General features: G+C 64.4%; 10 protein-coding genes and 2 rRNA genes. 4 read left to right on the plus strand and 8 right to left on the minus strand.

All coding sequences use genetic code 11. The features are described from left to right. Positions 1–1,824 (minus strand): ABCB family ABC transporter ATP-binding protein/permease, encoded by a 1,824-nt coding sequence (locus GTP77_RS05135; RefSeq protein WP_161071093.1) that lies wholly within the window; start codon positions 1,822–1,824, stop codon positions 1–3. 63 nt (positions 1,825–1,887) lie between these two features. Here GTP77_RS05135 and GTP77_RS05140 point away from each other — a divergent pair, with 63 nt between their 5' ends. Continuing rightward, positions 1,888–2,355 (plus strand): acyl-CoA thioesterase, encoded by a 468-nt coding sequence (locus tag GTP77_RS05140; protein WP_371869327.1) that lies wholly within the window; start codon positions 1,888–1,890, stop codon positions 2,353–2,355. A gap of 5 nt (positions 2,356–2,360) precedes the next feature. Further along, positions 2,361–3,953: an alkaline phosphatase D family protein gene (locus GTP77_RS05145; RefSeq protein ID WP_161071094.1), complete on the plus strand. Its 1,593-nt coding sequence runs from the start codon at positions 2,361–2,363 to the stop codon at positions 3,951–3,953. 51 nt (positions 3,954–4,004) lie between these two features. On the opposite strand, the gene GTP77_RS05150 is transcribed toward GTP77_RS05145, so the two are convergent. From GTP77_RS05150 to GTP77_RS05165, 4 genes are all read right to left on the minus strand, one after another. Continuing rightward, positions 4,005–5,675 (minus strand): long-chain fatty acid--CoA ligase, encoded by a 1,671-nt coding sequence (locus GTP77_RS05150; protein WP_161071095.1) that lies wholly within the window; start codon positions 5,673–5,675, stop codon positions 4,005–4,007. 76 nt (positions 5,676–5,751) lie between these two features. Continuing rightward, positions 5,752–7,446, minus strand: a complete 1,695-nt coding sequence (locus tag GTP77_RS05155) for a long-chain fatty acid--CoA ligase (protein WP_161071096.1) — start codon at positions 7,444–7,446, stop codon at positions 5,752–5,754. Between the two features lie 176 nt (positions 7,447–7,622). Beyond that, entirely contained in the window at positions 7,623–8,726 is a 1,104-nt protein-coding gene (locus tag GTP77_RS05160) for an aminopeptidase (protein WP_228894043.1), read from the minus strand. A 33-nt stretch (positions 8,727–8,759) separates the two neighbouring features. Next, positions 8,760–10,850: a molybdopterin-containing oxidoreductase family protein gene (locus GTP77_RS05165; protein WP_161071098.1), complete on the minus strand. Its 2,091-nt coding sequence runs from the start codon at positions 10,848–10,850 to the stop codon at positions 8,760–8,762. Between the two features lie 163 nt (positions 10,851–11,013). On the opposite strand from GTP77_RS05165, the gene GTP77_RS05170 reads away from it, so the two are divergent. Next, positions 11,014–12,210, plus strand: coding sequence for a M20 aminoacylase family protein (locus tag GTP77_RS05170; protein ID WP_161071099.1), 1,197 nt, complete (start codon positions 11,014–11,016; stop codon positions 12,208–12,210). A gap of 112 nt (positions 12,211–12,322) precedes the next feature. Here the strand turns inward: GTP77_RS05170 and GTP77_RS05175 are convergent, their stop codons facing one another. Next, on the minus strand, positions 12,323–13,252 hold the full coding sequence (locus GTP77_RS05175) for an NAD(P)-dependent oxidoreductase (protein WP_161071100.1): 930 nt from the start codon (positions 13,250–13,252) through the stop codon (positions 12,323–12,325). A 100-nt stretch (positions 13,253–13,352) separates the two neighbouring features. Here GTP77_RS05175 and GTP77_RS05180 point away from each other — a divergent pair, with 100 nt between their 5' ends. Beyond that, on the plus strand, positions 13,353–13,898 hold the full coding sequence (locus tag GTP77_RS05180; RefSeq protein WP_161071101.1) for an acyloxyacyl hydrolase: 546 nt from the start codon (positions 13,353–13,355) through the stop codon (positions 13,896–13,898). 101 nt (positions 13,899–13,999) lie between these two features. Here GTP77_RS05180 and rrf read toward each other — a convergent pair. Both rrf and GTP77_RS05190 read right to left on the minus strand, forming a co-directional pair. Then, positions 14,000–14,112: ribosomal RNA gene (gene rrf / locus GTP77_RS05185) — 5S ribosomal RNA — on the minus strand. A 106-nt stretch (positions 14,113–14,218) separates the two neighbouring features. Further along, positions 14,219–14,340 (minus strand): 23S ribosomal RNA (locus GTP77_RS05190); the annotation flags it as partial.

Raw genomic sequence — 14,340 nt, forward strand, 5'->3', positions numbered from 1 at the left:
TTACTCCACTTCCTCTTCCACCTTGGCCTGCTGCCGCTGCCACATCTGGGCGTACAGCCCATCGGCGGCCAGCAGCGACTGGTGCGTGCCGCGCTCCACGATGCGGCCGTGGTCGAGCACGATGATCTGCTCCGCATCCACCACCGTGGAAAGTCGGTGCGCAATCACCATGGTGGTGCGGTGCTTGGCGATCTCCTTGAGCTGCGCCTGGATGGCCTGCTCGGCCTTCGAGTCCAGCGCCGACGTGGCTTCGTCGAAGATCAGGATGGCGGGGTTCTTGAGCAGCGTGCGCGCAATCGCCACGCGCTGCTTCTCGCCGCCGGACAGCTTCAGCCCCCGCTCGCCCACCATGGTGGCGTAGCCGTCCGGCAGGCTGGCGATAAAGTCGTGGATGGACGCCGCCTTGGCTGCCGCCACGATGTCCTCCTTGCTGGAACCGGGCTTGCCGTAGGCGATGTTGTACTCGATGGTGTCGTTGAACAGCACCGTATCCTGCGGCACGATGCCGATGGCGTGGCGCAGCGAGTCCTGCGTGATCGCGCGCAGGTCCTGGCCGTCGATGGTGATCGCGCCCTGGTTCACCTCATAGAAGCGGTACAGCAGGCGCGACAGGGTGGACTTGCCGGAGCCGCTGTGTCCCACCACCGCCGTGGTGGTGCCGGCCGCGATGGTGAAGTCCACGTCGAACAGGATCTGGCGCTTGGACTCGTAGCTGAAGTCCACGTGCGAGAAGCGCACCTGCGCGCCCTGCGTGTGCAGCGCCTTCGCGTCCGGCGCATCCGCCACTTCGCGGTTCTGGTCCAGCAGCGAGAACAAACGCTCCATGTCCGCCAGGCTTTGCTTGATCTCGCGGTAGATCACGCCCAGGAAGTTGAGCGGAATGTAGAGCTGGATCATGAAGGCGTTCACCAGCACCAGGTCGCCCAGGGTCATCTTGCCGTCGATAACGCCCTGCGTGGCGCGCCACAGTATCAGCGTGACGGCGGTGGCGATAATCAGCGACTGGCCCGTGTTCAGCAGGGACAGCGAAGTCTGCGACTTCACCGCCGCCGACTCGTAGCGCTGCAGGCCCTCGTCGTAGCGCTTGGCCTCGTAGTCCTCGTTGCCGAAGTACTTCACGGTTTCATAGTTGATGAGCGAGTCGATGGCCTTGGTGTTGGCCTTGGAATCGAGGTCGTTCATGGTGCGGCGGAAGTGGGTGCGCCAGTCGGTCACGGTGATGGTGAACACGATGTAGGACACCAGCGCCACAAAGGTGATGGCGCTGAACCAGATGTCGTAATGCGTGACCAGGTAGCCCAGCACCAGCGTAATCTCCACCAGCGTGGGCAGGATGTTGAACAGCGTGTACGAGATCAGCGAACCGACGCCGCGCGTGCCGCGCTCGATGTCGCGCGTCATGCCGCCGGTCTGGCGGTTCAGGTGGAAGCGCAGCGACAGCGAATGCAGATGGCGGAACACCTTGAGCGCAATGGTGCGCACGGCGCGCTGCGTCACGCGCGCGAACAGGAATTCGCGCAGCTCGGTGAACACCGTGGTGGACAGGCGCAGCAGGCCGTAAGCCACCAGCGCGCCCAGCGGCAGCACCAGCAGCGCCTGCGGGTGGGACGGCGTGATGGTCATGTCGTCCACCAGCTTTTTCAGCACCACCGGCACGCCGACGTTGGCCAGCTTGGCGCCGATCAGGCAAAGCAGCGCCAGCAGCACGCGCCATTTGTACACCCACAGATAGGGGATCAGGGTTTTCAGGGTGGCCATATCGCTGCGCGGCGGCTTGCCGGCGGCGTCTGGCGGAGGTGGGGTAGAGGTGGCTGAGCGGCGCATGGTGGAACGAGGCTTCCGTGGTTTACAATCAATCCCAATTGTAGCCCTTAGCGAGACTTCACGATGACCACGCCTGAAAACACCACAGTCCCCTCCGCCACGCAGCAGCAGCAAGCGCTGCGGGCCCCCGAGCGGCGCGGCCTGCCGCCGGGGAAAATGCCCGAACTGCGCGTGATGCCCGCCCCTTCCGACGCCAACGTCTACGGCGACGTGTTCGGCGGCTGGATCATGGCCCAGGTGGACATCGCCGGCTCCCTGCCCGCCACCCGGCGCGCCAACGGCCGCGTGGCCACCGTGGCGGTGAATTCCTTCGTATTCAAAAATCCGGTCTTCGTCGGCGATCTGCTGTCCTTTTACGCCGATATCATCAAGGTCGGCAACACCTCCATCACCGTCAACGTGGAAGTGTACGCCGAGCGCAACCGCCTACAGGCCTGCACCGTCAAGGTGACCGAAGCCACGCTGACCTACGTCGCCACCGGCCCGGACCGCAAGCCGCGCCAGGTGCCGCCGCTGGAATCGCTGCTCTAAGCCGCATGCAGCCGGGGCGCCGCATCCTGCTGCTGGGCGGCGCCCGGCTGTCGGCGCTGGCGGCCATGACGGCGGCCGGCGCCACGCTGGCCCGCAGCGCGCCCGAACGCGGCCCGCAGCAAGCCGGCTATCCCTTCTCCCTCGGCGTGGCCTCCGGCTCGCCGCTGCCCACCGCCGTGGTGCTGTGGACCCGCATCCTGTACGACCCGTTCAACGCCGCCGCCATGCCGCCGCTGGCCTTCAGCGTGCGCTGGGAAGTGGCGCGCGACGAAGCCTTCCGCAGCATCGCCGCCAAGGGCACGGCGCTGGCCGCGCCCGAACTGGCGCACAGCGTGCACGTGGACGCGGCGGGCCTGGAACCGGACCGCTGGTACTGGTACCGCTTCATGCTGGGCGACGCCGTCAGTCCCGTGGGCCGCACCCGCACCGCGCCCGCGCCGGACAGCATGCCGTCCGCGCTCAAGCTGGCCGTAGCCTCCTGCCAGCACTGGGAATTCGGCAGCTACGCCGCGCACCGCCACATCGCCGCCGCCGCGCCCGATCTGGTGGCCTTCCTCGGCGACTACATCTACGAATGGGGCCCCTACCAGCGCCAGCATCCGCAGAGCGCAAAGCGGGTGGACGAAAGCTTTACGCTGGAGCAGTACCGCGCCCGCTACGCCCAATACAAGAGCGACCCCGACCTGCAAACGGCCCACCATGCCGCGCCGTGGGTACTCACCTGGGACGACCACGAAGTGGCCAACGACTACGCGGGCGAGCGCGACGAACGCCTGTCCCCGAGCTTCGCCGCGCGCCGCGCCGCCGCCTACCAGGCCTACTACGAGCACCAGCCCATCCGGCTCGACCTGCAAAACGGCGGCTACGGCTCGCTGCGCATGCACCAGCGCTACGACTGGGGCCGGCTGGCGCGCTTCCACGTGCTCGACAACCGCCAGTACCGCACGCCGCAAGCCTGCACCGTGGGGCGAGGCGGCTCGAGTTCCGTCTACTGGCGCGAGTGCGCCGAGCTGCGCGACCCCGCGCGCGAGATGCTGGGCGCCGGCCAGCAGCGCTGGCTGGAGCAGGGGCTGAAGGAATCGAAAGCGCGCTGGAACATCCTGGCGCAGCAGACGCTGATGGCGGGCAGCAGCCAGGTGGCGCTGGAAAAAGACGGCGACGGCCGCTACTGGACCGACGGCTGGGACGGCTATCCAGCCGCGCGCCAGCGCCTGTACGACGCGCTCGAAGCGAGCGGCGCGGCCAACCCGCTGGTGCTCTCCGGCGACGTGCACACTTTCTACGCCGCCGAGCTCACGCGCGACGCGCGCCGCCCGGCCGGCCCCGGCAACCCGGTGCTGGCCAGCGAGTTCTGCGGCACCTCCATCACCTCCAGCTCGCGGCCGCAGGCGCGCACCCAGCAATACGTCGACATGAACCCGCAGCTCAAATACGGCCGCAGCGACAAGCGCGGCTACATGCTGTTCGACATCCGCCCCGAGCGCAGCGGCGTGCTGTTCCAGGGCCTGGCCGACGTCCGCAACCCCGCCAGCCCCATCGCCCCCCTCGCCTCCTTCACCGTTTCCGCAAAAGAAAAAGGAAAAAGGGGTCAGGGTTAATTAAAAGTTGCACTTTTAATTAACCCTGACCCCTTTTTGTTTTTTCAAAAACTAGGCGGCTTGCTTTTCGTCGCGCAGCTGGCGGCGGAGGATTTTGCCGACGTTGGTCTTCGGCAGCTCGTCGCGGAACTCGATGTATTTGGGCTTTTTGTAGGCCGTCAGTTCGTGCTTGCAGAATTCCTGGATGTCTTCGGCAGTCAGGTTCGGGTCCTTGCGCACCACGAACAGCTTGACCGCTTCACCGGAATTCTTGTCCGGCACGCCGATGCACGCCACTTCCAGCACGCCCGGATGCGCCGCCACCACGCCTTCAACTTCATTCGGGTAGACGTTGAAACCGGACACCAGGATCATGTCCTTCTTGCGGTCCACGATGCGGGTGTAGCCGCGCTCGTCCATGATGCCGACGTCGCCGGTCTTGAAGAAGCCGTCCGCCGTCATGGTCTTGGCGGTTTCTTCCGGACGCTGCCAGTAGCCCGCCATCACCTGCGGGCCGCGGATGGCGATTTCGCCCGGCTGGCCCAGCGCCACTTCCACGCCGTCGTCGTCCAGGATCTTGATTTCGGTCGAGGGGATAGGCAGGCCGATGGTGCCGGTGAATTCCTTGATGTCGACCCGGTTGGCGGTGGCCACCGGCGAGGTCTCGGACAGGCCGTAGCCTTCGATGATCGGCGTGCCGGTGAGCTTGAGCCAGCGGTCCGCCACGGCCTGCTGCACGGCCATGCCGCCGCCATTGCACACCTTGTAGCTGGAGAAGTCCAGCTTGGCGAAGTCGGGGTTGTTGAGCAGCGCGTTGTACAGCGTGTTCACGGCCGGGAACACCACCACCGGATACTTGGCCAGCTCCTTGACGAAGCCGGGAATGTCGCGCGGGTTCGGCACCAGGATGTTCAGGCCGCCGAAGCGCATGCCCATGAAGGCGCTGATGGTGAGCGAGTAGATGTGGTACAGCGGTAGCGCGCACACGAACACCACCTGCTTGCCGCTGGTGTCCAGGCCCAGCCAGGCTTCGTTCTGCAGCACATTGGAGATCACATTACGGTGCAGCAGCACGGCGCCTTTGGAAACGCCGGTGGTGCCGCCGGTGTACTGCAGGAAGGCGATGTCTTCATGGCCCAGCTGCACCGGCTGCAGCGTCATGCGCGAGCCTTCGGCCAGCACTTTCTTGAAGCTGACCGCGCTCGGCAGCGAGTAGGCCGGCACCATCTTCTTCACATTGCGCACCACGAAATTGACGATGGCGCCTTTCAGCCCGCCCAGCAGGTCGCCCATGCTGCCCACGATCACGTGCTTGACCTTGGTGTTCGCCAGCACCTGCTCCACCGTGGTGGCGAAGTTCTCCAGCACGATGATGGCTTCGGCGCCGGAGTCATTCAGCTGGTGCTGCAGCTCGCGCGGCGTGTACAGCGGGTTGACGTTGACCACCGTGTAGCCGGCGCGCAGGATGCCGGCCATGGCCACCGGATATTGCAGCACATTGGGCAGCATGATGGCCACGCGCGCGCCTTTTTGCAGGCCCTTGCTTTGCAGCCAGGCGCCCAGCTGGCGGGACATCTGGTCCACTTCGCGGTAGGTCAGGAACTTGTCCATGCAGACATAGGCGTTGCGGTCGGCGTACTGACGGAAAGACTCCTCCAGCAAATGCGTCACCGAGCTGTATTGCGTGTTGTCGATTTCCGCAGGTACGCCTTCGGGGTAGGAATTCAACCAAATCTTGTCCATCTGTAGCCTCGTTCAATCATTATTCGATAAAAAAACCGCCTGGCCTGCAGGCGGTTGCACCTGCAGGCCGGCAGTGTTAAGCAGCCTTCTTCTGGCCCACGACTTCGTCGCGCAGCACGCGGCGCAGGATTTTGCCGACGTTGGTCTTCGGCAGCTCGTCGCGGAACTCGATGTATTTCGGCTTCTTGTAACCGGTCAGGTTTTCTTTGCAGTAGGCCATCAGCGTGTCCACGGTCAGGTTCGGGTCCTTGCGCACCACGAACACCTTCACCGCCTCGCCGGAATGCTCGTCCGGCACGCCGACACAGGCGCACTCCATCACGCCGGGATGGGCGGCGATGACGCCTTCCACTTCGTTCGGGTAGACGTTGAAGCCGGACACCAGCACCATGTCCTTCTTGCGGTCCACAATCTTCACATAGCCGCGCGCGTCCATCACGCCCACGTCGCCGGACTTGAAGTAGCCGTCCGGCGTCATGACCTTGGCGGTTTCGTCCGGGCGGTTCCAATAGCCCGCCATCACCTGCGGGCCGCGGATGGCGATCTCGCCCGGCTGGCCCAGCGCCACTTCCTTGCCGTCGTCGTCCAGGATGGCGATGTCGGTCGACGGCACAGGCAGGCCGATGGTGGCGGTGAACTCGGTGCCGTCGGCGCGGTTGCAGGTGGCCGTGGGCGAGGTCTCGGACAGGCCGTAGCCTTCGATTATCGGCACGCCGGTCACCTTCAGCCACTTGTCGTTGACGGCCTGCTGCACCGCCATGCCGCCGCCATTGCAGATCACCACGCCGGAGAAGTCCAGCTTGGCGAACTCGGGGTGGTTCACCAGCGCGTTGTACAGCGTGTTCACGGCCGGCAGCATATTGAACTTGTACTTGGACAGTTCCTTGATGAAGCCGCCGATGTCGCGCGGATTAGGTATCAGGATGTTCATCGCGCCCATGCGCATGCCCCACATGGCGCACGCCGTCAGCGCGAAGATGTGGTACAGCGGCAGCGCGCAGACGATGGTGAGCGGCTCGCTGGCCGGCAGCGTCTTCAGGCGCGGCTGCGCCCAGGCTTCGTTCTGCAGCAGGTTGCCCACGATGTTGCGGTGGGTCAGCGTGGCGCCCTTGGACACGCCGGTGGTGCCGCCCGTGTACTGCAGGAAGGCCACGTCGGAAGCCTGCAGGTCCACCGGCACGAACTTCATGCCCGCACCCTGCGACAGCGCGTCCTTGAAGCGCACCGCGTTCGGCAGCGAGAAGGCCGGCACCATTTTCTTCACGTTGCGCACCACGAAGTTGACGATCACGCCCTTCAGGCCGCCCAGCATTTCGCCCATGCTGGCCACCACGATATGCTTGACCTTGGTGCGCGGCAGCACCTGCTCCAGCGTAGTGGCAAAGTTTTCGAGGATGAGGATGGCTTCGGCGCCGGAGTCGTTCAGCTGGTGCTCCAGCTCGCGCGGCGTGTACAGCGGATTGACGTTGACCACGGTATAGCCGGCGCGCAGGATGGCCGCGATGGCGATCGGGTACTGCAGCACATTGGGCATCATCACCGCCACGCGCGCGCCCTTTTTCAGGCTGCGGCTTTGCAGCCAGGCCGCCAGGCGCTTCGAGTAGCTGTCCAGCTCGGCATACGTGAGGAATTTATCCATGCACACGTAAGCGTTGCGGTCCGCATACTTCTGGAAAGACTCCTCCAGCAGATGCACCAGCGAGCGGTATTGGTTCGGATCAATCTCCGCCGGCACGCCGGGGGGGTACGACTGCAGCCAAATTTTCTCCATCCTGTGCCTCGTCTCTTAATATGTTTTTTTGGGTGGCAAACAAAAATAGTACGCTCGTACACAAACTGAGTAAGATGCTATCGGGCGCAACGCTAGTATGCAAGCGCTTTTGCAGATTTCGAACCCCTGCTCTATCGATGACTGCCCCGGCCAGATCTGCTGCGGCGCAGCAAATTTCACCGTTCCGGCGAAGCTATCGATTGCGTAGCGACCGTATCGGGCTGGGGTGGCGGCGGCTGCCCCAGATGCAGCAGGCGAGCCTGCCGTTCGGACAAGCTCAGAGTGGACATGCCTTGCACCGCAGCATAAAAACGCGGGAAGGTTTTTTCCTGCACCAGCAAGGCGCGGAAGCCCGGTAAAAAATCATTATAGGTTGCAACAGATGCAAGATGGGCGTTGTTGAGCGGCTCGGCGAAGAAGCGATCATAGCCCGTGTAGCCGCCCCAGCTGTTGATCTTCATCAGCCGGTATTCCTCTTTCAGCGCGGCGAAGATGCGCAGCTTCTCCTCGTGCTTTTTCTTGTCGCTGACCTTGCGCGCATAGTTCGACGCCAGCAGCGCGCGGTGCCGCACCAGCAGGTCCAGGAAGTCGCGCCGGCGCGCGCTGTAGCGGTCATAGGCCTCGCGCATGGCCGGGTTGCCGTACATGTCCAGCCAGCGCTGCACGCCGGCCTCCTCCACCGCCGTGGCGAAGGCTTCGTTGAAACGCGAGTCGCCCTGCATATAGGCCACCTGGTGCGCCAGCTCGTGGAACACCATGCGCGCCAGTTCGGCGTCCGAATAATTGATGAAGGAGGACAGCAGCGGGTCGCTGAACCAGCCCAGTGTGGAATAGGCCGGCACGCCGCCCAGCTGCACGTCGTTGCCCTCCTTGCGCAGTTCGTCGGCGTAGGCTTCCGCATCCTCCTTGCTGTAGTAGCCGCGGTAGCTGACGCAGCCCGCCACCGGGAAGCACCACTGGATGGGGCGCAGCGACAGCGAGGGCGTGGCCACCACGTTCCACAGCACGTAGGGGCGGTTCAGGGCGGCGTAGTTGCGGTAGCTGGCATTGTCCGGCAGGCCCAGTTCCTTGACGGCGAAGCGGCGTATCAGCAGCGCCTTTTCCAGGCGCGCCTTGAGTTTGGGGTCGGTAGTGGGGTCGCCCAGCCAGTCTTCGATGGGGCGGGCTTCGGACCAGAGCGCGTACTGGCCCTGGGCCGCCTGGAAGTAGTACTTAAACTGGGCGCAGCCGGCCAGCATCAATGCGCACGCCCCCGCCGCCAGCCAGAATCTGGCGCGCATTAACTGTCGGGCAAATTTGCGCATTGTTCACTCTCAAGCGGCTTTCTCCACTTGGACCAGTGTATCGTAAAAAGTCGGCGCGCGGCCCATATCGGTAAGGCGCTGGCTGGTCACTTCGTTGGCGTTCTTGCCGTCGCCGGCGAGCTTCTTCCACCATACGGACAGGCCCACCACGAGGCCCGCGCGGGCCTTGTCGGTGACCCGCAATTTACATACGAATGAGCCACGATCGTTGTATATGCGCACCATTTCACCGTGCGCCACGCCGCGCGCGGCCGCGTCGTCCGGGTGCATGTCCAGCTGCGGCTCGCCCTCGGTGGCGCGCAAGCTGGTCACATTGACAAAAGTGGAGTTCAGGAAGTTGCGCTGCGGCGGGGAGATCATCGCCAGCGGGTAGCGCGCGGCCAGTTCCGGATTGCTGGCGCGCGATTCGTAGGGCGCGATATAGGCCGGCAGCGGATCCAGGCCGTCGGCCAGCATCTGCGCCGAATAGAACTCGCATTTGCCGGACGGCGTGGGGAAGCCGCCCTGCGCGAACGGCGCGGACGGCATGTTCAGGCGCTGCCAGCCCTTGCGCTTGAGCGACTCCCAGTCGAAGTGGATGGCGCGGCTGTCTTTCGCGTCGAAGCTCTGCGCCGCCAGTTCCTCGTCGCTCTCGCGGAAGCAGGGGTCGTCCAGCCCCATGCGCGCGGCCAGCAGGCGGAAGATCTCCGTGTTCGGCTTGGCCTCGCCCATGGGGGCGACGGCTGCGTTATTGGCCATTATGTACAGGTGGCCGTAGGAGGTGTGCACGTCCACGTGTTCCAGCTGCGTGGTGGCCGGCAGCACGATGTCGGCGTAGTCGGCGGTGTCGGTCTGGAAGTGCTCCAGCACCACCGTGAACAGGTCCTCGCGCGCAAAACCGGCCGCCACCTTGGGCGAATCCGGCGCCACCGCCACCGGGTTGGAGTTGTACACGATAACCGCCTCGATCTGCGGGCCGAACTCCGGCGACGCGGGGCGCAGCAAGTCGTCGCCTATGGTGGACATATTGATGGTGCGCGGCATGCGGGCGTGCTGGCGCAGCATGTCCGTGCCTTGCAACAGCGCCTTGTTGGACGGGAAGGAACCGCTGGAGGACAGCTGCACGCCGCCGGCCGCATGGCGCCAGGCGCCCACCAGCGCAGGCAGGCAGGCGATATTGCGCACCGCCATGCCGCCACCGCGCACGCGCTGCACGCCGTAGTTGGTGCGGATGGCGACCGGTTCGCCCTGCTTTGCCATGCCGCCGTACAAACGCGCCAGCTCCACCACTTCCTGCACCGTGATGCCGCAGGTTTCGGCGGTGCGCTCCGGCGTCCATTCCGCCGCGCGCGCCTTCAGCTGCTCGAAGCCCAACGTGTATTGCGCAATGTAATCGTGGTCCAGCAGGTCTTCGGCGATCAGCACATGCATCATGCCCAAGGCCAGCGCCGCGTCGGTGCCCGGCAGCAGGGCGATGTGCTGGTGGCACTTCTCGGCCGTCAGCGAGCGGTAGGGGTCGATGGCGATCAGCTTGGCGCCGTTGCGCTTGGCCGCTTGCGCGCGGGTCCAGAAATGCAGGTTGGAAGCGATGGGATTGCCGCCCCAGATAATGATCAGCTTGGCGTCCTGGAAATGCTCCAGGTCGGTGCCGATGGAGCCGCCCACCGTGTATTTGTAGCCGGTGGCGCCGGCCGTGGCGCAAATGGTGCGGTCCAGCAGCGAGGCGCCCAGCTTGTGGAAGAAGCGGCCCGACATGGCCTCGCCCTGCAGCAGCCCCATGGTGCCGGCGTAGCTGTACGGCAGCAGCGCTTCCGGCGCGCGGGCAACGATGGGCTTCAGCCTGGCGGCGATGGTGTCCAGCGCCTCGTCCCAGCTGATGCGCTCGAACTTGCCCTCGCCCTTCTTGCCCACGCGGCGCAGCGGGTGCAGCAGGCGGTCCGCATGGTAGGTGCGCTCGGCGTAGCGCGCCACTTTCGTGCACAGCACGCCGCCGGTGGGCGGGTGGTCCGGGTCGCCCTTCACTTCGGTGGCGACGCCGTCCTCCACGGTGACGATGAGGGCGCAGGTGTCGGGACAATCGTGCGGGCAGGCGGCACGGACGTGGCTGGTAGTGGTGGTCATGGCGTAGGCTGGCGGGTCCGGAAAAACAAACGTCGAAAGCGCTATCGTAAACGATTCCGGGCGCCCCCATCCGGCAGCGGCTAAGGCTACAATGGCTATACCGCTATGTGGCATAACGTCTTATCAAGACGTGCAGCAAGAACATAATACTGGAGAGCCCAGAATGAAACTTGTAGAACCGATTATTGCGTTCCAATCCGAGCTGCAGCAGATCCGGCGCGATCTGCACGCGCACCCGGAACTTTGCTATGAGGAAGTACGCACTTCCGACGTGGTGGCCGCCAAGCTGGCCGAATGGGGCATCCCCGTGGTGCGCGGGCTGGGCCTGACCGGCGTGGTCGGCATCATCAAGAACGGCACCTCGGAGCGCGCCATCGGCCTGCGCGCCGACATGGACGCCTTGCCCATGCAGGAGATCAACACCTTCGCGCATGCCTCCAGGCACCCCGGCAAGATGCACGCCTGCGGCCACGACGGCCACACCGCCATGCTGCTGGGCGCGGCGCACCACCTGGCGCAACAGCGTGATTTCGACGGCACGGTCTACCTGATCTTCCAGCCGGCCGAAGAAGGCGGCGCCGGCGCGCGCCGCATGATAGAGGACGGCCTGTTCGAGCGCTTCCCCATGGAGGCGGTGTACGGCATGCACAACTGGCCCGGCATGCCGGCCGGCGCCTTCGGCGTGTGCGAAGGCCCGATGATGGCGTCCAGCAATGAATTCCATGTGACCATACGCGGCAAGGGCGCGCACGCAGCCCAGCCGCACAAGGGCATCGATCCCATCATGGTGGCGGTGCAGATTGCGCAAGCCTGGCAAACCATTATCACGCGCAATAAGAGCCCGCTCGATACGGCGGTGCTGTCCATCACGCAGATCCACGCGGGCAGCGCAACCAATGTCATCCCCGACGACGCCAAGATGGTGGGCACGGTGCGCACCTTCACCACCGGCGTGCTGGACCTGGTGGAGCAGCGCATGCGCGTGCTGGCCGAGAACATCGCAGCGGGCTTCGACGCCGAGGTGGATTTCGCCTTCAAACGGAACTATCCGCCGCTGGTGAACCACGCCAAGGAAACGCAGTTCGCGGTGGAAGTGATGAAGGCCGTGGCCGGCGCAGACAAGGTGGACAGCCAGGTCGAGCCGACCATGGGCGCGGAGGACTTCGCCTTCTTCCTGCAGGAAAAGCCGGGCTGCTACATCTTCCTGGGCAACGGCGACGGCGACCACCGCGACGGCGGCCACGGCCTGGGTCCCTGCGTGCTGCACAACGGCAGCTACGACTTCAACGACAACCTGCTGCCCATAGGCGCCAGCTTCTGGGTGCGGCTGGCGGAAACGGCGCTGCCGCTTGCACGCTGAGCCTGGCGGGTTACGGCGCCCCCAGCTCGGCGCCCCCACCAAACCCGCCCCACGGTCCTCAACGCGGCCGGGCGCGTAGGGCGGGTTAGCGGCAACGCCGCGTAACCCGCCGTCACGGCAGCTGATCCGCCCCCTCCCCCACGCGGTGCCCGGTATTGAGCTGCTCCAAAGCCAGCAGCGCCGCCGAGTGATCCGCGTGCGGAAACACATCCGCAATCGCCTCATAGCGCCGCGTCACCAGCTCCGTCACCGGAAGCTGCACGCCCGCCGCAGCCGCTGCAGCCAGGATGTTGTTCTGGTCCTTGAGCTGGGTGCGCACCTGTCCGCCCGGCATGAAATTGCGCTCCAGCATGCGCTGGCCATGTACTTCCAGTATCTTGCTCTCTGCAAAACCCCCCCGTATCGCCGACCGCACGGCAGCAGGGTCCGCGCCAGCCGCCTGCGCCAGCAGCAGCGCCTCCGCAATGATGTTCAGCGTGCCGCCCACGATCAGCTGGTTGCACAGTTTCGCCACCTGCCCGCTGCCCGCCGGCCCCACCAGCGTGGCGCGGCCCATGGCGGCGAACACCGGCTCGGCGCGCGCAAAATCCTCCGCATCGCCGCCCGCCATGATGGCCAGCGTGCCCGCCTGCGCACCGCCCACGCCGCCCGACACCGGCGCGTCCACAAAGCGGCAGCCGCCCGCCGTCAGCCGCGCGTGGAAGGCCTGCGCCTCGGACTGGCGCGTGGAACTCATGTCTATCCACAGCGCGCCGGGCCGCAGCGCCGGCAGGGCGGCGTCGATTACCAGGCCCACCACCGGCCCGGCCTCCAGCATGGAAATCACGATGTCCGCCGAACTCACGGCATCGTCCAGATCGGCCACCGGCATGGCGCCGAATTCAGCCAGCGGCTCGGCCTTGCTGGCCGTGCGGTTCCAGACCGTGACGGCGAAACCGGCGCGCAGCAAACAGCGCACCATGGGCTCTCCCATCAAGCCGATACCAAGAAATGAAATTTGCGTTGACAATGTGTTGACTCCTGAGTGAACAATATTGAGCATGTACTAACAATATTAGCGCCTCCAGAACGATTTTGTGAATCTCGGTAAAATGAAGGACTGCTATATAACTCGACATATAGCATTGACACTGAAAGTAGCCATGCAAATCAAAAAACTCCTCGCGGCCACCGCCGCACTTCTGGCAACGCAAGCAGCGTTTGCCGGCGACAAACTGGTCGACACATCCTACGTCGAATACGCCAGCGCCTCCAAAATCCAGATGGCGCGTATCGGCGCCACCTCGGACTGGAACAAGCAGTGGTTCCCGTCCAACGGCAGCAGCCTGAGCGGCTACTGGGACGCCAGCTTCGGCGCCTGGCACGGTACCAAGGCCAACAATGTTCCAGGCGCGACCCAGAACCTGGTCGACATCGGCCTGACGCCGGTGTTCCGCTACGGCGCGGACAACAAGAAGGGCTTCTATGTCGAAGGCGGCATCGGCGTGCATGTGTTGTCCAAGCTGTACAACAACAACGACGACAAGCTGGCCACGGCCTTCCAGTTCGGCGACCACATCGGCGTGGGCTATGTGTTCAACAACAACTGGGAAGTGGCCGCCAAGATCCAGCACTTCTCGAACGGCGGCATCAAGAAGCCGAACAGCGGCGTCGATTACGCCGTGGTGAAGCTGGCCTACCGCTACTAAGCATGGTCAGGGAGCCTCCGCTGCGGCGGAGGTTTTTTTTCGTGCGCGCAAATGCAAAAAAGCCCACCAAGATCACTTGGTGGGCTTTTTCTTTATAACTAGCCTGACGATAACCTACTTTCACACTGGTTGCAGCACTATCATCGGCGCAAAATCGTTTCACGGTCCTGTTCGGGATGGGAAGGGGTGGGACCGATTTGCTATGGTCATCAGGCTTTGACTTGTACGCTGCGTGCTATGGCACGCAGCTGCAATCTGGAAGAAGTAAATTCGGGTAGTAATTCAAACACAGGCAAATGCGATATAACCGTCAAGGTTATAGGGACAAGCCTTACGGGCAATTAGTACTGGTTAGCTTAATGCATTACTGCACTTCCACACCCAGCCTATCAACGTCCTGGTCTCGAACGACCCTTCAAGGAGCTTAAAGCTCCGGGAAATC

It is taken from the genome of Pseudoduganella aquatica (genome assembly GCF_009857595.1).
In the GTDB taxonomy this organism is placed as follows: Bacteria; Pseudomonadota; Gammaproteobacteria; order Burkholderiales; family Burkholderiaceae_D; genus Rugamonas; species Rugamonas aquatica_A.

What these genes read in the sequence shown, in the direction of transcription:
- GTP77_RS05155 (WP_161071096.1), bottom strand. Translation starts at nt 7,446, where the DNA reads ATGGAGAAAATTTGGCTGCAGTCGTACCCCCCCGGCGTGCCGGCGGAG.
- GTP77_RS05170 (WP_161071099.1), top strand. Translation starts at nt 11,014, where the DNA reads ATGAAACTTGTAGAACCGATTATTGCGTTCCAATCCGAGCTGCAGCAG.
- GTP77_RS05165 (WP_161071098.1), bottom strand. Translation starts at nt 10,850, where the DNA reads ATGACCACCACTACCAGCCACGTCCGTGCCGCCTGCCCGCACGATTGT.
- GTP77_RS05145 (WP_161071094.1), top strand. Translation starts at nt 2,361, where the DNA reads ATGCAGCCGGGGCGCCGCATCCTGCTGCTGGGCGGCGCCCGGCTGTCG.
- GTP77_RS05180 (WP_161071101.1), top strand. Translation starts at nt 13,353, where the DNA reads ATGCAAATCAAAAAACTCCTCGCGGCCACCGCCGCACTTCTGGCAACG.
- GTP77_RS05140 (WP_371869327.1), top strand. Translation starts at nt 1,888, where the DNA reads ATGACCACGCCTGAAAACACCACAGTCCCCTCCGCCACGCAGCAGCAG.
- GTP77_RS05135 (WP_161071093.1), bottom strand. Translation starts at nt 1,824, where the DNA reads ATGCGCCGCTCAGCCACCTCTACCCCACCTCCGCCAGACGCCGCCGGC.
- GTP77_RS05160 (WP_228894043.1), bottom strand. Translation starts at nt 8,726, where the DNA reads ATGCGCGCCAGATTCTGGCTGGCGGCGGGGGCGTGCGCATTGATGCTG.
- GTP77_RS05150 (WP_161071095.1), bottom strand. Translation starts at nt 5,675, where the DNA reads ATGGACAAGATTTGGTTGAATTCCTACCCCGAAGGCGTACCTGCGGAA.
- GTP77_RS05175 (WP_161071100.1), bottom strand. Translation starts at nt 13,252, where the DNA reads ATGCTCAATATTGTTCACTCAGGAGTCAACACATTGTCAACGCAAATT.